Genomic DNA, 16,920 nt, shown 5'->3' on the forward strand with positions numbered 1-16,920 from the left:
TGATTTATTAGGGTAATTGCATGCCTTCCTTCGATATTGTCTCAGAGACCGACCTGCAAGAGGTGCGTAACGCGGTCGATCAGTCCAATCGGGAGACGTCCACGCGGTTCGATTTCAAGGGCGTCAAGGCGACCTTCGAACTGGCCGACGACAAGATTCTGATGGCGGCTGAATCGGAGTTCCAACTTCAGCAGATGATGGATATCCTGCGCCAGAAGTTGGTCAAGCGCGCGGTCGATCTGACGGCCATCGATCCGCAAGACCCGGTCACCACACTCAGTTCCGCCCGTCAGGAGGTCCTGCTCAAACAGGGCGTCGATGCCGACACGGCCAGGGACATGGTCAAGTACATCAAGGCCGCCAAGCTCAAGGTGCAGGCGCAGATCCAGGGCGATCAGGTGCGGGTTACCGGCAAGAAGCGTGACGATCTGCAAGAAGCGATTGCGCTGCTGCGGGGTAAGGACTGGGGCCTGCCGTTGCAGTTCAACAATTTCAGGGATTGATGCAAATCCCAGGCGTCGGCGGGCCCGCGAATGGCCCCTGCCGCCGACCGCTCCCCCATTTTTTCGAATCCATTGCTGAGGAATCACAGGTTATGCCTATCTATCGTTCGATCGCCGCCGCTGTACTGATGCTCACCACGGGCAGTCTGCTGGCCGGTCCGGAGGACAATATCCGTGCCGCACTGAAGAAGGTCGTGCCCGACATCAAGGTCGAAAGTATCACTCCGGCACCGGTCAAGGGACTCTATGAGGTCTTGGTCGGCACGCAGATCATGTATGTGACCGGTGACGGCCGCTACTTCGTTGACGGGCGCATCGTTGACCTCAACACGCGCGAGGACGTGACCGAACCACGACTGTCCGGCGCGCGCAAAAGTCTCGTAGATGGTGTCGGCGAGGCGGAGATGGTGATCTTCGAGCCTTCGATCGCGGCGAAGCACACGGTGACTGTTTTTACTGATATCGAATGTGGTTATTGTCGCAAGCTCCATAGCCAGATTGCGGATTACGGCAAGGAAGGCATTCGTGTGCGCTATCTCTTCTACCCGCGTGCCGGCAAGGGAAGTCCAGCCTACAAAGAGGCCGTTTCGGTGTGGTGCGCCGGCGACGCATCCGCCCGTCGCGAGGCGATGACCGCCGCCAAGTCCGGCCAGACGATCGAGGAGAAGACCTGTGACAACCCGGTGGATGCGCATATGACGGTCGGTGAGGACCTCGGTCTGCGTGGTACTCCGGCAATCGTCACCGACACCGGTGAACTGATCCCAGGCTATGTCGAGCCGAAGAAACTGGCGGCCCAACTCGCGGGTGCACCCGCGGACGAAGCCGTACGCTGAGCGGAGCTTAGGCGATTTCTTCATCGTTGTGGACTGACTGTTGACCAGGAGTTGTCATGTGGGCATACAAACTGGACTATGCCTGGCGCACTGACCGGGGGCGTGTGCGATCTCACAACGAGGACGCGGTCACGGTCCATGCCGATCTGGGTCTGTTGGTTGTCGCCGACGGGGTCGGCGGGGCCAGCGCCGGGGAGGTGGCCAGTACGCTGGCGGCCGATACGATTCGGGAGTGTTTCAGGCGACAAGCGCTTCCCCGAACCGATAGCGAGCGGGCGAAACAGCTCGCGGCGGGGGCCGTCGAAGAGGCCAATCGGGCGGTCTGGGAATTGGCGCAGAGCAAGACCGACTGCGTCGGTATGGGGACCACGGTGGTGTTGGGTTTCGTCGGCGAGGATTGGCTCGCCTATGCCAATGTCGGCGACTCCCGGCTCTATCGCTTGCGGGACGAGGCACTGGAGCAGTTGTCACACGACCACTCCTTCATTCAGGAAGTCGTGGATCAAGGGTTTTTCCGGAGTCTGGACGACGCCCGCCGCTACGGCATTGGCGACAATATTCTGACCCGCGCGCTGGGGTCAAGCGCCGAGGTGCGCGTCTCCTGCGGTCTGACCGAGATCAAGACTGGTGATACCTATCTGTTTTGTACGGACGGCCTGACCGGCATGGTGCCCGCTGATTGGTTGCGGCAAATCCTGATCGCCGCCAGGGCAAGCGATCTGGGGTTGGCCGCCGAGGCGCTGGTGCGCCTCGCCAACGAGCGCGGCGGGACGGACAATATCACCCTGGCACTGCTGCGGGTCGGCGCACGGTTGGACGGGGAGGGGCCAATCACCCCGCCTTCGGCCGGTTGATCGCGCGTCCGGAATAAAGAAAAAACGAATACCATCGTTGTCGTCGTGATCTGGCTCCCACGCTCCAGCGTGGGAGCAAGTTGCGACGCTCCGGCGTCGCGTAGCGCCACTGTGGCCGCTGGAGCGGCAGGACGGCATTCCCACGCTGGAGCGTGGGAACGAGAAACGAGAAATGATCGAATCATTCCTTATCGCGTTCGACGCCTCTATCAGGATGAACCATGCTCGAGCCCACCATGATCCATCATCAGGTTGCGCCTTTCTTCGAGCGGCGGGCCACCGGGCACTATGGGGTGCAACTGCGGATGGACGCCGCGGACGCGCCGACCGCGGTCTTTTTGCGCAGTGAGCCGGACAATGAGGAGCGTCTGGTCCCCATGGACCTGATCGCGGAATACGGCCGCTATCGGGTCTACACGGCCGAACTCATCCCCAACCCGGCCGCGGCGGTCACCGTCTATGCCTTCAAGGCCCTGTGGGCAGACCGCCAGTGCTGGCTGGACGCGGCCGGCATCAGCCCGCGCATGCCGCTGGGCGAGCGCTTCTTCCGCGTCAACACCGAGGAGTCGCCGCCGGACTGGGTGCCCGATCAGGTGTTCTACCAGATCTTTCCGGAGCGTTTTCGCAATGGCGATCCGGCGGTGAGTCCCCGGTCCGGCGCCTATGTGCTGCGTGAAGACGGCCCGATCCGGGCTAAGGCCTGGGGCGAGCCGATCGACCCACAGCACCCCAACAGCGAGTTCTATGGCGGTGACCTGATCGGGGTGCGCCAGTCGTTGGACTATTTGCAGGACCTCGGCGTCACCGCCATCTATCTGAATCCGATCTTCACCTCGCCGAGCGTGCACAAGTACGACACCGAGGACTTCGCGCACGTCGACCCCTATCTGGGCGGCGATGCGGCCCTGGCGGATCTGCGTGCCGCCGCCACGGGTCGCGGCATCCGCATCCTGCTGGATGCGGTTTTCAATCACACCTCGGATACCCACCCCTGGTTCAATCGCTGGGGAACGCATCCGGACAAGGGGGCTTATCAGGATGTGGCGGCACCCTACCGCGCCGCCTACACCTTCCATGATGCGGCCGACCCCGACAGCTATCACTGCTGGCAGGGGTCCAAGGTTCTTCCGGTACTCGACCTCGGCGATCCGCAGGTGCGCGCCTATCTGATCGACGGCGAGCACGCCATTGCCCGTCACTGGCTGCGCCCGCCGTACTGTGTGGATGGCTGGCGGATCGATGTCGCCCACATGATGGGGGAGGGCACCGGGGCGCGACATAACGACCGGGTCCTGCGCGCCTTACGGCTGGCGATCAAGGATGAAAGTCCGCGTGCCTATGTGCTCGGTGAACACTTCGGCGAGGCGACCCGCTGGCTCCAGGGCGACCAGGAGGACGCGGCCATGAACTATTACGGCTTCTCCCACCCGGTACGCGCCTTTCTGGCCGGCCAGGATGTGAACTATCACCCGATCACCCTGGACGCCGCCGATTTCGATCAATGGCTCAACGACGCCCGCTCGCGCATCCCCTATGCCAATCAACTGTGCCAGTTCAACCTGCTCGGCTCGCACGACACCGCGCGCTTTCTGACCCTGATCGGTGAAGACCGCGGTCTGATGCGTCTCGCGCTCCTGCTCCTCTTCACCTATCCCGGCGTGCCCTGCATCTATTACGGTGACGAGATCGGCATGACCGGCGGCAACGATCCCTACAACCGGGCCTGTTTCGATTGGGATCCGAAACACTGGGATCAGGACCTGCGCACCTGGGTGCGGACGCTGGCCGGCATCCGCCGTGCCCATCCGGCGCTGCGTCGCGGCGCCTATCAGACCTTGCTGGCGGACGGCGACCTGTTCGCCTGCGCGCGGATACTGGAGGACGAGGTGGTCCTGCTGATCCTCAACCGCGCGGCCGATCCGCGGTCCGGGGTGCGTATCCCGCTGGCGGTATTGCCGGGCTGTGCCGCGCGGCTTGCGGTCCTGGTTGGTGAGTGCCCTTGGGGATTGGGCGGGGATATTTTGAGTGTTGATCTGGGGGGCAAGGAGGCATTGTTGTTGCGGGGGCAATTGAGTGACGTGCCTGGTTGAGCCGCGACCGGTCGTGCGTTTTCGGTGCGATCACTGCATACCAACACGACCGGGAAAGGCCACGGAGCCCGGATTTCCTGGCAAGATCTGCCCGCGTGGCCACCGCCAGGGAGCATCCCGCTATGCTTATGCCCAGATGCTCGACATCAAGAGCGGGGTGCGCCACAACCGTCAGAGCGCGGCCATGCGCCCGGTGGTGAACGTGGTGAGTGAAGCGGAGATGCGGGCCATCGCCGACTGGCTCGCGGCGCTCAAATAACGATCCCTGCCCAACCCGTCGATTCCATGCCGTATTTCGTCTTGGCTTCTTGTGCGCAACGATCGCTTTCGGGGCTCGTCAGCGCCTCGCACTTGGCCTTGGCTACCGCATAGTTTGCATCACGCAAGTGAAAGGGAACGCAAGATATTAGGGCACAAGGTGCCCAGGTAGCATCTTGGCAATCAGCGGACTCAGGGCGGACGCGCGTCATCGCGCCGTATCGCAACCTTGATCATCAGTCTAAAGACACATGACGGGGGTCGTCGGTACGCTGGCACACAAATAGCGAGCGACGGCGATAGACGACCAAGGCGAGCCTGCCCAACGATCGGCGTCGAACGCGATATCCGGACCTAGGAGCGGGTTTATAGCGTTCGCACCTGATATCCAGACAGACCTTCGTGTAGTAGGGGCGGGTTTGAAACCCGCCCCTACGTCCGGTTATCACGTCCGAACGCCATATACGGAACGGTCTTGGGTTTTCTGTTTTCGTTTTTGGTTAATTTTTATCAAGCATCGGGTTACGAAAAGCGATAAACGAGAAACCAACAACGACAGGTATAACACCCGCCCCTAGGCTAAGGCCAAATCTGGATGTCAGTGTGCGCTACCGTACTGAGCCGGTTCAGTCTGTTGTGTAGAGTGTCGCTGTAGCGATGGAGACAGACACTCCACGTTCGGGTCATGACCAGACTGGTCACGGCTCAATGCAGCAGCAGGAGATTCACATGAACAAAGAACAAGTCAAAGGCCGCGTCGAACAGGGATTGGAGGAGTCATCGACAGCCGGCACCGCGTGTCGACCGAAACCGGAGTGATGGCGCGTCATCCGGCGCTTTCCTGAAGATGGCGGATGGCGCGCCGGCACCAGATGTACCACTGACTGAAATAAAAGGTAAGGGTTATGAGAAAGCTCCTCACTCTGATATGTCTGATCACGATCGTCGGGTTGCTCGGCTGCAATACCATGGCGGGTGCCGGCAAGGATATCCAACGGGGCGGCCAGGCCGTCAGCAATTCGGCTGAACACGTCAAGAGCAAGATGTGATATCGCTCTCCGAGCTCGCGAGGCTGCCTTGGATCTGGGGCCTCGACGCCTTGTGCGTTGCGCTCCTGATCGGCTACATGCTCTATTCGCGCGGCGTCTCCCGCCGGCATCCCGAGTGCACGCATCAGGGCCGATCCAATCGGCTGCGTCGGGCCTGGATAGAGAGTGTGCGTGCCGGCAGTAAGGACGCGCTGGCGATCGAGACGTTGCGCAACTGGGTGATGTCCACAACCTTGTTTGCGTCGACCTGCATCCTGATCGGCCTGGGGATCATCAGCGTGACGTTCGGCGGGCTCGATGTGGCGGATCCATCGCAGGCGCTGAGCTGGATGCCGAGCAATGTGGACATCGTGCGCGTCAAGCTGTTACTGCTCGCAGCACTCTTTTTTGCCGGATTCATGCAGTTCCTGTTGGCCTTGCGCTACTACAACCAAGCCGGCTTCGTTATCAATCTGCCGGACGGGTTCTTCAACGGTCCCCCGGCCCAACCCATTGCCGATACGCTGGATCGCGCCGGCGATTACTACAACCGAGGCACGCGGGTGTTCATCCTGGCCGTCCCCTTCGTGCTGTGGCTGATCGGGCCGGACTGGTTTCTGGGTGGGGTGCTGATCGCACTCCTGCTGCTCTATCGCTTCGATTTCCACGACGCCCGCGCCTTTGCGCGCGAGCCGGCGGCCCCGCTCGCCGGGCTTGGCGTCGGCGCGCCGCATGCGCTGCCCTTTGCCGAGGTCTTCAAGGCCCTGCACAGTCGGCCCGAAGGCCTCTCCGACGCCGAGGCGGCCAAACGCCTGGCTGCGGTCGGTTCCAATCGGCTGCAAGCCGCGCCCCGGGATGGGCCGATCAAGCGCTTCTTCAAGCATTTCAATGATAGCCTCATCTACATTCTGCTCGTTGGCGCACTGGCGACGGCACTGTTGGGGCAGTGGGTCGATACGGGGGTGATTCTCGCGGTCACGCTCATCAATGCCGTTATCGGGTTCATTCAGGATGGCAGGGCCGAGCAGGCGTTGGCGGGAATCCGCACGCTGCTTGCGTTGCGTGCCCGGTGTCGGCGCGACGGCCAGTGGATCCAACTCGACGCGGCCGACCTGGTGCCGGGTGACAGCGTGCGGCTGGTCGCCGGTGACCGGGTGCCCGCCGACCTGCGCCTGAGCGAGGCCGCCGGTCTGCGTATCGACGAGTCCGCCCTGACCGGCGAGTCGATGCCCGCCGACAAGGACACCGACCCGGTGGACCTGTCGGCCGGCATCGGCGACCGGCGCGGCCTGGCTTATGCGGGCACGCTGGTCGCGGCCGGCTCCGGGTCCGGAGTCGTCACAGGCACCGGGCCGCACACCGAGTTAGGGCGGATCGGCCGGATGATCGCGGAGGTGGAGACCCTCTCCACCCCGCTGACCCGGCAGATGGCCGCTTTCGGCCGCGTGCTGTCGTTCGTGATCGTCGCCATGGCGGCGGGCATGTTTCTGATCGGATGGTGGATTCACGAGTTGCCGCTGGGCGAGCTCGTCATGGCCGCGATCGGTTTCGCCGTCGCCGCCATCCCGGAGGGTCTGCCGGCCATCCTGACGATCACGCTGGCGCTGGGGGTGCAGCGGATGGCGCGCCGTAATGCCATCACCCGTCGCCTCCCGGCGGTGGAAACCCTGGGATCGGTGACCGTGATCTGCACGGACAAGACCGGCACCCTGACCCGCAACGAGATGAAGGTGCGGCATGTCGTCACCCGCGTCGCCCAGTACCAGGTGTCGGGGGGCGGCTATGCCCCGGACGGTCTGGTCCGGCACGGGGGGCACGCGGTCGCGCTCGCCGAGACCCCGGACCTCCTGGCGTTGGTCGAGGTGATGGCGCTCTGTAACGATGCCGGGATCACCGAGGAGGACGGCCGCTGGAAAGTCGTTGGCGAGCCGACCGAGGGCGCGCTCTGCACCCTGGCGCGCAAGGCCGGTTTCGCGCCCGGTAAAGCCAGGCGTCTGGCGGTCATTCCCTTCGATTCGACGTCCAAGCTCATGGCCACACTCCATCAGGTGCCGCGGACGGGGTTGCGGATTCTCGTGAAAGGCGCGCCTGGCCCGCTGTTGGAGCGTTGTGCCGGTCAGCGTGCCGCCGATGGCGGCGGCGAGCCGCTGGACCGCGACTTCTGGGCCCGTCAGGTCGATGCGCTCGGCGCCCAGGGACTGCGGGTGCTGGCTGCCGCTGCGGGCACGCCCGCGGACGGCAAGACCGAGCTGACGCCCGCCGATCTCGCTGGGGGTCTGGTCTTCCTGGGTCTGGTCGGTATCGTCGACCCGCCGCGTCCGGAAGCGGTCGCGGCCATCGCCGCTTTCCGGCAGGCCGGCATTCGCGTCAAGATGATCACCGGAGACCATCCTGGTACCGCGATCGCCATCGGTCGGGAGATGGGAATCGGGGATGGCCGCCGGGCGGTGACCGGGGCCGAACTGGAGGCTGCCGACGACGCGACCTTGCGCCAGATCGTGCAGAACTACGATGTCTTCGCCCGGACCAGCCCAAAGCACAAGCTGCGTCTGGTGCAGGCGCTGCAGGCCAACGGCGAGGTCGTGGCCATGACCGGCGACGGGGTGAACGATGCGCCCGCCATCAAGCGTGCCGACGTGGGCGTGGCCATGGGCATCAAGGGCACCGAGGCGACCAAGGAGGCGGCCGCGATCGTGCTGGCCGACGACAACTTCGCCTCGATCGAGCACGCGGTGGAACAGGGTCGCACCATCTATGACAACCTGCGTAAATCGATCTTCTTCCTGCTGCCGACCAACGGCGCCCAGGCACTGGTCATCCTGGTTGCGGTGTTGTTCGGTTTTGCCCTGCCGCTCGCGCCTGTCCAGATCCTCTGGGTGAATATGGTGGTCGCGGTGACCCTGTCGCTTGCGCTCGTCTTCGAACCCGCGGAGGCCGGGCTGATGCTGCGCCCGCCGCGGCGTCCGGATGCGCCCATCCTCGAACGCCTGCTGCTGTGGCGCGTCGGCCTGGTGTCGCTGCTGATCGGCGGGGCGACCATCGCCGTCTTCCTCTTCGAGCGCGGGCAGGGCTTGGCGGTTGCTCAAGCGCAGACCATGGCCGTCAATACCCTGGTGCTGGGGCAGGTCGGCTTCCTGTTCAATTGCCGCTCACTGTACGAATCGAGCCTGCGGCCGCGCCTGTGGTTTACCAATCCGGCGGTCTGGATTGCGGTCGGGGTGCTCATCCTGCTGCAAGGCCTGTTCGTCTATGTGCCGGTTATGAACCTCTGGTTCCACACCGCCCCCCTGGCGGCGCGTGACTGGCTGCTGCCGACCGGCGTCGGCATCGGTATCTTTCTGTTGATCGAGAGTGAGAAGGCGGTGGTCCGGTGGCTCAGGCCCAAGCCGAGTCCGCGTCCGACCGGTCGATTGATCACGCGTCTGCCCGCTAGTGGCGAACCCTCGAGTCGTCATGAGTTGAATTATCTCGAGGCGTCCCATCCGCGATGAAGGATGAGCTGGACAAGTCCATTCGGGAGTGTCTCTGGCGTCTCGGTCGTTGTCGTTGTCGTAATCGAGGGTATGATGCCCGCGATGGCCTTGATCATCGTTCCGGCCGTAGGGTGGACAAGCGATAGCGCAGTCCACCGAAGCCCCTGAATCGCTTGTTCGATTACGACAACGACAACGATTACGACAACGATGGTAGTCGTTGCTTATCCGTTGCTTACGGCGTCTGTTGTGCCTGAATTGCCGTCAGGGCAATCGTGAAGACGATGTCATCCACGAGGGCGCCGCGCGACAGATCATTGACGGGTTTGCGCAATCCTTGCAGCATCGGACCGACCGAGACGACGTTGGCACTGCGCTGTACCGCTTTGTAGGTGGTATTGCCGGTGTTCAGGTCGGGAAAGATGAAGACGGTCGCCTGCCCGGCCACCGGGCTGCCCGGCGCTTTCTGCCGCCCCACGTCGGCGGTTGAGGCCGCGTCGTATTGCAACGGGCCATCGAGCACCAGATCCGGGTATTTCGCATGGGCGATTTCGGTGGCCATCCGCACCTTGTTCACGTCATCGCCGGTTCCCGACAAACCGGTGCTGTAGCTGATCATCGCTACCTTGGGTGTGATGCCGAATGCGGCGGCACTGTCAGCGCTCTGCTGGGCGATCTCGGCCAACTGGTCCGCGGTGGGGTCCGGATTGATGGCGCAGTCGCCATACACCAGCACCTGGTCCGGCATGAGCATGAAAAAGACCGATGAGACAATCGACGCACCGGGCGCGGTCTTGATCAACTGCATGGCCGGACGCACCGTGTTGGCAGTGGTGTGGACCGCGCCTGAAACCAGACCGTCCACATCGCCGACCGCGAGCATCATCGTGCCCACCACGACGACATCTTCAAGCTGTTCGAGCGCTTGGGTCGGCGTCAGGCCTTTGGCCTTGCGCAGCGTCACCATGGCATCGACATAGTTGGCGCGGATGGCGTCGGGATCCAGGATTTCGAGACCGGCCGGCAGGGTGATGCCCTGGGCAGCCGCGACCATCTCAATGGCTTCACGCTTGCCCAGCAGCACGCAGTGGGCAATTCCCTTCGCCTCGCAGATCGCGGCGGCGCGCAGGGTGCGGGGCTCTTCCCCCTCCGGCAGGACGATGCGTTTTTGCGCGGCACGGGCCTTCTGAATGAGTTGATAACGAAAGGCCGGCGGGGAGAGTTTGGTATTTTCCCGCAGGTGAAAGGCGGCTGAAATCGTCTCGGCGTCCAGATGCTCGGCCACGCAATCGAGCACGGTGTTCATACGCGCGATGTCATCCTTGGGGACTGTTCGTGGAATATGGCTGACCTGGCGCGCTGTTCCATAACTGTCATCGTCGGAGCCCAGGATCGGCAGCCCGGACGTCAGTGCGGGGCCTGCGAATTCCATGACCCGCGGGGCAATCGCGCTGGCGTGGGTGAGCAAGATTCCGGCGAGTTCGATGCCGCGGCTGGCCGCCAGCGCGCAAGCCAGAATCACGTCGTCCCGGTCACCGGAGGTGATCACCAGCACCCCTGGACGCAGTCGCGGGATCACTTCGGCGACGGACCGCGCGGCGGTGACGAACTCGGTGACACGGCGGGTGTCGAGTTCGCCCCGCCAGACCAGGTCGGCCTTCAGGTGCTGCGCGATGTCCAGGGTCCGCGGTGCGCGCAGGATGGGGTTTTCCGGAACCACACCCCAGATGCGGACTTGGCCCAGCTTGTTCTGGGCCAACACCGGGTCGAAACGCTTGGGGGCCTTGTTGAAGATGACCCCGGCCACGCGGCAGTCCTCGTTTGCGAACTGACTGGCCGCCAGGCGTGATTCGGTGACGGCTTGCGGCAGTGAGGCGTCGGCGACCAGGACGACCTCGGCCTTGAGGCTGCGCGCCAGATCGACATTCAGTTGGGATGCAAAGGGGTGCTCCGCGTCAGTGTGCAATCCCTCCACGACGAGAACGCCGACACCCGTGCTCGCGTTCATGCACAGGGCCACCACGTCCTCGAGCAATTGGCTGGTCTGGTTGGCGGCGATCCGTTCTGCCGAATCCGCCAGCGCAAGCGCCGCGGGTACCGGGATCTGAAAGATCTCCCTGGCGAAGTGATCCGAGTTGTCTTCTGGTTCCTGGGCGATCGGTTTGACGAATCCGACCTCCACGCCGAGTCGCTGCAGTGCGCGCACGATGCCAAGCGCCGCTGACGTCAGCCCCACGCCCTGCCGAACCGGTGTCACAAGGAAAATCTGCGTGAAGCTGGAATTCATAGGATCAAGTCTCGATTGCGGCCAATGTTACGGATGCCCTTCCTGCCAGACTTGAGTGTAACGAGTCGGCTGCCGTGTGCGTCGTTGTTTATCGCCTTCGTACCTGATATCCGGACACGGCCTTGGTGTAGGGGGCGGGTTTGAAACCCGCCTCGACATCCGGTGATCGCGTTGAACACCCATATCACACGACCTGGCGTGTTGGTCAGGTCTGGTTGATCGGCACGCCGCCGGCCCAAGGCCCGCTCAAATCCTGCCCAAGGCGGTCATTGCAGACCAGCGATGACCTTGCGGATCAGTCCGAGGAAGACCACGCGCTCCTCCGCCGCGAGCCCCGCCAGCGCCTGGGCGTTCACCGCCTCGGCCGCCGCCGTCGCCACGCCTTCGAGTGCGCGCGCCTGTTCAGTCAGCCAGATACGCTGCGCGCGTCCGTCGGTGGGGTCCTGGCGGCGCTGGATCAGCCCGTCGCGCTCCATGCGCGTCAGGGTGTTGGCCATGGTGGGCTGCTCGATGTCCAGGCGCTCGATCAGCTCGCGCTGGGTCAGGCCGTCGCCCTCCCACAGCACCAACAGCGCCGGAAAGGTTCCGGTGCTCAGGCCGAGCGGCTTGATGCGCGCCTGCAGTGCGCGCGCGAACAGCCGTGCCAGATGGTTGGCGAGATAGCCCGCCGAGTCGTCTTTGCTGAAGCTCATACCCCTGAATAGCACTTGCATAGCTTGGTATGCAATATTGTATAGTATGCTATCTTTATTACCCGGAGACCATCATGCCGATGCTGAACCGCATCCACCCCTTCGCCGGCGCTCTCGCGCTACTCACCATCCTGACCTTCTGGATGGCCACGATCCTCGCCGAAGCGTTCAGCGATACGGCCACCATCGTCGCCGTCAAGACCGCCATCCCGTGGGGATTTCTGCTCCTGATTCCGGCCCTCGCGGCGACCGGCGGGTCCGGCCTTGCGCTGGCGCGCCATCGCGCCGGGCCGCTGATCGAGCGCAAGCGTCGACGCATGCCCATCATTGCCGCAAACGGATTGCTGATCTTGGTCCCGAGCGCGCTCTTTCTGTCCTTCAAGTCCCAGTCGGGCGAGTTCGACGGACTGTTCTTTGGCGTTCAGGCGCTCGAACTGATCGCCGGTGCCGTCAATATCGCGTTGCTCGGTCTGAATCTGCGCGATGGTCTACGCGCGCGCTCGCGCGCTCACCAGATCACCTGAGCCCGGAGAACGCGCCACCCGAGGCGGGAGACCAGGATCATCCCCCCAGCTCCCGCCTCTTTGCTCCGCCGCTTCAACCGTCGAGGCCTTGTGCAGGGTCCGCGGCGGGCCTAGGTCACGACTCCGACCACGCGGCAATTCTCGTTCGCGAACCGGCAGCCAGGCGTCATCCGGCCCTGTGACAGCGCGGCGTCGGCGACTACGATGACGTCGGCCTTGCGGGGTGGTGTTGCGGCATTACCCGAGCGGTTTTCAGGCGCTTCAGGCGATGCTGGACGGCGGCTGCGCACTTGCGGCTGCCGCCGTTCCCCCGGTGGTGTACCAGGCACTGCGTCGCAGTGACTTTCGCATCCTGGCGGCGATTTCGACCTCGGGTGACTATGAGCGCATCGTCGTGCGTCGTGACCGCGACATTGTGTCGTCCCAAGACCTGCGCGGACGGCGCATCGCCGTCGCGTCGGCCACGTCCGCCCATTATTTTCTGGACATGTTCCTCGCGGCGAACGGGCTGACACCAGGCGACGTGACCGAGGTCTATCTGCCTGCCGAGGAGGTCGGCGCGGCCTTTCTGGCGGGAACGGTCGATGCGGCGGCCCATTGGGAGCCCAACATCCGCGCTGCCCGCGCTGTTCGGGCTGATGGTCGCTGTCGCTCTCTGGGTGTCCTGGGGGCAGGTGGAGCGGACCCGCGCGCGGGCCGTGCAGGCCGAGTCCATCGTCCGCGACCTCTCGGAGCTGAACGCCTTGACGCAGGAATACCTGCTGTTCGGCGGGGCTCGGGTGTCGGACCAACTGACCAAGTATCAGGTGTCCCTGGCCGCGGTGTTGGCCGCCGCTGACTTTGCTCGACCCGCGGAGCGGGCGCTGGTGCAGTCGCTGCGGCGCGGCCAGCGGGATCTGGAGCGGTTGCAGGCCGTCTTGCTGAGTGGCTCGGCCGTCAGTCGCGAGCAGGTGGCGGGGGCCTTGCTGGTCAAGGTGCAGGATCTCCGCTTCAAGGCACGCCGGCTCGCCGCGCTCCAGGACCGGGAGGTCATCGCGATTCAGCGGCAGGTCGACGCCCTCGTGCTGATCGCCTTGGGCGCGCTGACGGTGCTGAGCATTGCCCTGTTGACCTGGGTCAGCCGGCGTCTGATCCGGGGTCTGGATCGCCTGGCCCTGGGGATGCGTCGGGTCGAAGACGGCGAACTCACTCACGAGATCCCGGTGGGGCGCGGTGATGAGCTTGACCGCCTGGCGGTCGTCTTCAACGGCATGACGCGCCGCTTGCGCGAGTCCTATACTTCAATCGATCGGTTGGGCCAGGAGATCGAGGAGCGCCGCCGGGCTGAGCAGGAGGTGCGGCGCTACCGCGACCATCTGGAGGACCTGGTGGCGGAACGCACGACCGCCCTGAACCACCGTACCGCCGAGTTGGAGGCCGCCAACGCCGACTTGGAAGGTTTCAGTTATTCCGTATCGCACGATCTGCGCGCCCCGTTGCGCGCGATCGACGGTTTCGCCGCGATCTTGCGGGAGGATTATGCCCCGCGCCTTGACAAGGAGGGGCGCGATCTGGTCGCCACCTACCAGTTGGGCGTCAACAGCTTCGTTGCCAAGCCGGTGGCCTTTGACGAATTTGCCCGGACCGTGGCGGACTTGGGGCTGTATTGGATGCTGATCAATCGGGTTCCGCCGGGGGTCGAGCCGGCGTCATGAGTGAGCCATTGCGACTCTTGCAGGTGGAGGACTGCCTGGCGGATGCGGAACTGAACCAACGAATGCTGCGGCAGGCGGGGATCGCCGTCATCGGCTTGCGGGTGGAGACCGAGGAGGCCTTGGCCGCGGCCCTGGTCGACTTCCAGCCGGACCTGATTCTGGCGGACTATCACCTGCCTAAGTTCGACGGATGGCGCGCCCTGGCTTGTGTCGCGAGCGGGCGCCGACCGTCCCCTTCATCTTCGTCACCGGTGCGATGGGCGAGGAACTGGCGGTGGAGAGCATCAAACAGGGTGCGACTGATTACATCCTCAAGGATCGCTTGGCCCGTCTTCCCGCCGCGGTGCAGCGTGCTCTGGAGGAGCAACGGGTCATCGCCCAGCGCGCGCTCGCGCAGGCGGCCCTCGGCGCGAGCGAGGAGCACATCCGCCGTTTGAACCGGACGCTGCGCACGATCTCGGCCTGCAATCAGGATCTGGTCCGGGCCTGCTCCGAGGACGATCTACTGCAAGCGGTTTGCCGTGACCTGGTCGAGGTGGGTCAACACCTGCTGGTGCGGACGAAGGGCTCTACTTCGGCGGGATGATCCACGACATCGGTAAGATCGCGGTGCCGGCCGAAATCCTCAATAAACCGACCAAGTTGACCTCCATCGAATACCAGTTGATTCAACAGCATTCGCGCGGGCGGGATGCGTCTGCCCGAGCAGGTGTCCGTGCCGGTTTGAGGGTGCGTGCGCGGCGGTTTCGATCATCGTGCGAAGGCTATACTTGTCACACCGATCTAAGGCAATTTCTGCCTGATCCCTGGAGAAACACAAGTGTCAATGAAGCATCTAATCGTCCCCTTCGCCGCGGCCATGACGCTCTGCCTGTCCAGCGCACTCTGCGCCCAGACCGCCACGGACGAGGCGGCCGCCGCCCAAGAGTACAAACGCATGAAGATGGACGAGGCCACTGCCGCGGACGATAAATTTCATGCGAATCGTACCCAAGCCAACATGCTGGCCCGCGACAAGGCGGAGGCGGAGGCCGCGCAGGCTGTCAAGCAGGCGCACGCTGCCGAGGACCGGGCGAGGGCTGACAGGGACAGCGCAGTGCCGGCCGCCAGTCCACGGTAGGCATCGCTGTTCAGGGTGCGAACCGGAGGGCGATGCGATGAAAACGGCGCATGATGCGCAATGGGCCAGGTTCGATGGACGGTTGTTGATGCTTGGCTTCGGTTGTATCGGCCAGGGTGTGCTGCCGCTGCTGCTGCGTCATCTCGGTCTGCGGCCGGACCAGATAACCATCATTGCGGCCGGGGTGAGCGGTGCCGGGATCGCGACCAGTCAGGGGGTCGCGGTCGTGGATCAGCCCGTCACGCGCGAGAACTATCGGCGGATTCTGGCGGACGCTCTGGGTGCCGGCGATTTCCTGCTCAACCTGTCGGTCAACGTCGGCAGCATCGACCTGATTGCCTGGTGCAAGGAACATGACTGCGGCTATCTCGACGCCTGCATCGGTCCCTGGGCCGGTGGTCATTTCGACGCTTCGCTGGACCCGGAGGAGCGTTCGAACTATGTACTGCGGGTCGCCGCCCGGTCCTTGCGCGGCGTCGGCAACACCGGCCCCACCGCGGTCCTGGCCCACGGGGTCAACCCCGGACTGGTGTCCCTCTTTGTCAAGCAGGCGCTGCTCGATCTGGCGCGCGACCTGCTGCCCGCCGCCGAGGCGCCGCGTGATCGCGCGCACTGGGCCGCACTGGCGCAGCGGCTGGGTGTGTGCACGATCCACATCGCGGAGCGCGACACCCAGTGTGCCCTTCAGCGCAAGATGCGGGGGGAGTTCGTCAACACCTGGTCGGTCGAGGGCTTTGTCGGCGAAAGCTGTCAGCCGGCCGAACTGGGCTGGGGCAGTCATGAGCGGCACTGGCCCGCCATGGCCCGGCGCCACGCCGGATACCGGGGGGCCGCGATCTGGATGGAGCAGCCCGGTGCCGCCACCCGGGTGCGCAGTTGGACACCCCTCGAAGGGCCTTACCACGGCTTTCTGATCACGCACGAGGAGTGGCTCTCGATCGCTGAATATCTCACGGTCAGCGACGGCGGTCGGCTGCTGTATCGGCCCACCGTGCATTACGCCTATCACCCCTGTGATGATGCCGTCATGTCGCTGCACGAACTGGCGGGGCGCAACTGGCGGATGCAAGCGCAGCAGCGCGTGCTGGGCGCTGCTGATATCAGTTCCGGCATGGACGAACTCGGGGTGCTGCTGCTGGGTCACGCCCGTGGCGCCTATTGGTACGGCTCCCGGCTGACCATCGCGCAGGCCCGCGCGCTCTGTCCGCACAATACTGCCACCAGCCTGCAAACGACCGCCGGCGTGCTGGGCGGTGTCGTCTGGGCGTTGAACCATCCGCGGGCCGGGATCGTCGACCCCGATGAAATGGACTTTCGTGAGGTGCTGAATGTTGCCACGCCCTATCTCGGTGAGCTGGTGGGCGTCTATAGTGACTGGACACCCTTGCAGGACCGCTGCGTCCTGTTCCAGGAGGATGTCGATCTTGAGGACCCCTGGCAATTCAAGAATGTCTTGGTTGCTTGATGGGTGGGCCTGGTGTGACTGATCGGCGCCGCCCGTTGTCGTTGTCGTTGTCGTTGTCGTTGTCGTAATCGTAATCGTAATCGAGGTGATCGCAAC

14 protein-coding genes and 1 pseudogene are annotated in these 16,920 nt (G+C 64.1%); 13 read left to right on the forward strand and 2 right to left on the reverse strand.

Annotated features, from left to right (window positions below):
* Window positions 1-20 precede the first annotated feature (20 nt).
* The 7 genes from A39O_RS0117480 to A39O_RS0117510 all read left to right on the forward strand — a co-directional run bounded on the left by A39O_RS0117480 (window position 21) and on the right by A39O_RS0117510 (window position 9,060).
* Window positions 21-503, forward strand: a complete 483-nt coding sequence (locus tag A39O_RS0117480) for a YajQ family cyclic di-GMP-binding protein (RefSeq protein ID WP_020505962.1) — start codon at window positions 21-23, stop codon at window positions 501-503.
* Between the two features lie 92 nt (window positions 504-595).
* Window positions 596-1,339: a DsbC family protein gene (locus A39O_RS0117485; protein ID WP_020505963.1), complete on the forward strand. Its 744-nt coding sequence runs from the start codon at window positions 596-598 to the stop codon at window positions 1,337-1,339.
* A 56-nt stretch (window positions 1,340-1,395) separates the two neighbouring features.
* Window positions 1,396-2,193: a PP2C family protein-serine/threonine phosphatase gene (locus A39O_RS33965; protein WP_020505964.1), complete on the forward strand. Its 798-nt coding sequence runs from the start codon at window positions 1,396-1,398 to the stop codon at window positions 2,191-2,193.
* A 221-nt stretch (window positions 2,194-2,414) separates the two neighbouring features.
* Window positions 2,415-4,283 (forward strand): maltodextrin glucosidase, encoded by a 1,869-nt coding sequence (malZ, locus tag A39O_RS33970; protein ID WP_020505965.1) that lies wholly within the window; start codon window positions 2,415-2,417, stop codon window positions 4,281-4,283.
* Between the two features lie 136 nt (window positions 4,284-4,419).
* Window positions 4,420-4,542, forward strand: coding sequence for a c-type cytochrome (locus tag A39O_RS43185; protein ID WP_020505966.1), 123 nt, complete (start codon window positions 4,420-4,422; stop codon window positions 4,540-4,542).
* 904 nt (window positions 4,543-5,446) lie between these two features.
* Window positions 5,447-5,590, forward strand: coding sequence for an entericidin A/B family lipoprotein (locus tag A39O_RS0117505; RefSeq protein WP_020505967.1), 144 nt, complete (start codon window positions 5,447-5,449; stop codon window positions 5,588-5,590).
* 50 nt (window positions 5,591-5,640) lie between these two features.
* A complete protein-coding gene (locus A39O_RS0117510) occupies window positions 5,641-9,060 on the forward strand; it encodes an HAD-IC family P-type ATPase (RefSeq protein WP_245561921.1) in 3,420 nt (1,139 codons plus the stop codon).
* A 217-nt stretch (window positions 9,061-9,277) separates the two neighbouring features.
* Here the strand turns inward: A39O_RS0117510 and pta are convergent, their stop codons facing one another.
* Together pta and A39O_RS0117520 are read right to left on the reverse strand one after the other, a co-directional pair.
* Complete coding sequence (gene pta, locus A39O_RS0117515) at window positions 9,278-11,329, reverse strand: phosphate acetyltransferase (RefSeq protein ID WP_020505969.1); 2,052 nt, start codon at window positions 11,327-11,329, stop codon at window positions 9,278-9,280.
* Between the two features lie 266 nt (window positions 11,330-11,595).
* Complete coding sequence (locus A39O_RS0117520) at window positions 11,596-12,021, reverse strand: MarR family winged helix-turn-helix transcriptional regulator (RefSeq protein WP_020505970.1); 426 nt, start codon at window positions 12,019-12,021, stop codon at window positions 11,596-11,598.
* A 74-nt stretch (window positions 12,022-12,095) separates the two neighbouring features.
* Here A39O_RS0117520 and A39O_RS0117525 point away from each other — a divergent pair, with 74 nt between their 5' ends.
* The 6 genes and pseudogenes from A39O_RS0117525 to A39O_RS0117545 all read left to right on the forward strand — a co-directional run bounded on the left by A39O_RS0117525 (window position 12,096) and on the right by A39O_RS0117545 (window position 16,824).
* Window positions 12,096-12,545, forward strand: a complete 450-nt coding sequence (locus A39O_RS0117525) for a hypothetical protein (RefSeq protein ID WP_245561922.1) — start codon at window positions 12,096-12,098, stop codon at window positions 12,543-12,545.
* 268 nt (window positions 12,546-12,813) lie between these two features.
* Window positions 12,814-13,113, forward strand: a pseudogene (locus A39O_RS43605) (PhnD/SsuA/transferrin family substrate-binding protein); the annotation flags it as partial.
* A 16-nt stretch (window positions 13,114-13,129) separates the two neighbouring features.
* Entirely contained in the window at window positions 13,130-14,239 is a 1,110-nt protein-coding gene (locus A39O_RS42220; RefSeq protein WP_083924747.1) for a HAMP domain-containing protein, read from the forward strand.
* Window positions 14,240-14,429: 190 nt separating this feature from the next.
* Window positions 14,430-14,825, forward strand: coding sequence for a DNA-binding transcriptional response regulator (locus tag A39O_RS41785; protein ID WP_020505973.1), 396 nt, complete (start codon window positions 14,430-14,432; stop codon window positions 14,823-14,825).
* A gap of 240 nt (window positions 14,826-15,065) precedes the next feature.
* The gene (locus A39O_RS0117540; RefSeq protein ID WP_020505974.1) at window positions 15,066-15,359 is read left to right on the forward strand and encodes a hypothetical protein; all 294 of its coding nucleotides are present in this window, start codon (window positions 15,066-15,068) and stop codon (window positions 15,357-15,359) included.
* Window positions 15,360-15,396: 37 nt separating this feature from the next.
* Window positions 15,397-16,824 (forward strand): saccharopine dehydrogenase C-terminal domain-containing protein, encoded by a 1,428-nt coding sequence (locus A39O_RS0117545; RefSeq protein WP_020505975.1) that lies wholly within the window; start codon window positions 15,397-15,399, stop codon window positions 16,822-16,824.
* Window positions 16,825-16,920: the final 96 nt, after the last annotated feature.

This window comes from Lamprocystis purpurea DSM 4197, assembly GCF_000379525.1.
Classification (GTDB): Bacteria; Pseudomonadota; Gammaproteobacteria; order Chromatiales; family Chromatiaceae; genus Thiodictyon; species Thiodictyon purpureum.

Excerpts from the sequence above, each read along its gene's own strand:
- pta (WP_020505969.1), bottom strand. The coding sequence starts at position 11,329 with ATGAATTCCAGCTTCACGCAGATTTTCCTTGTGACACCGGTTCGGCAG.
- A39O_RS0117520 (WP_020505970.1), bottom strand. The coding sequence starts at position 12,021 with ATGAGCTTCAGCAAAGACGACTCGGCGGGCTATCTCGCCAACCATCTG.
- A39O_RS0117545 (WP_020505975.1), top strand. The coding sequence starts at position 15,397 with ATGAAAACGGCGCATGATGCGCAATGGGCCAGGTTCGATGGACGGTTG.
- A39O_RS41785 (WP_020505973.1), top strand. The coding sequence starts at position 14,430 with ATGGCGCGCCCTGGCTTGTGTCGCGAGCGGGCGCCGACCGTCCCCTTC.
- A39O_RS0117505 (WP_020505967.1), top strand. The coding sequence starts at position 5,447 with ATGAGAAAGCTCCTCACTCTGATATGTCTGATCACGATCGTCGGGTTG.
- A39O_RS43185 (WP_020505966.1), top strand. The coding sequence starts at position 4,420 with ATGCTCGACATCAAGAGCGGGGTGCGCCACAACCGTCAGAGCGCGGCC.
- A39O_RS33965 (WP_020505964.1), top strand. The coding sequence starts at position 1,396 with ATGTGGGCATACAAACTGGACTATGCCTGGCGCACTGACCGGGGGCGT.
- A39O_RS0117525 (WP_245561922.1), top strand. The coding sequence starts at position 12,096 with ATGCCGATGCTGAACCGCATCCACCCCTTCGCCGGCGCTCTCGCGCTA.
- A39O_RS42220 (WP_083924747.1), top strand. The coding sequence starts at position 13,130 with ATGCGGCGGCCCATTGGGAGCCCAACATCCGCGCTGCCCGCGCTGTTC.
- A39O_RS0117485 (WP_020505963.1), top strand. The coding sequence starts at position 596 with ATGCCTATCTATCGTTCGATCGCCGCCGCTGTACTGATGCTCACCACG.
- A39O_RS0117480 (WP_020505962.1), top strand. The coding sequence starts at position 21 with ATGCCTTCCTTCGATATTGTCTCAGAGACCGACCTGCAAGAGGTGCGT.
- A39O_RS0117540 (WP_020505974.1), top strand. The coding sequence starts at position 15,066 with ATGAAGCATCTAATCGTCCCCTTCGCCGCGGCCATGACGCTCTGCCTG.
- malZ (WP_020505965.1), top strand. The coding sequence starts at position 2,415 with ATGCTCGAGCCCACCATGATCCATCATCAGGTTGCGCCTTTCTTCGAG.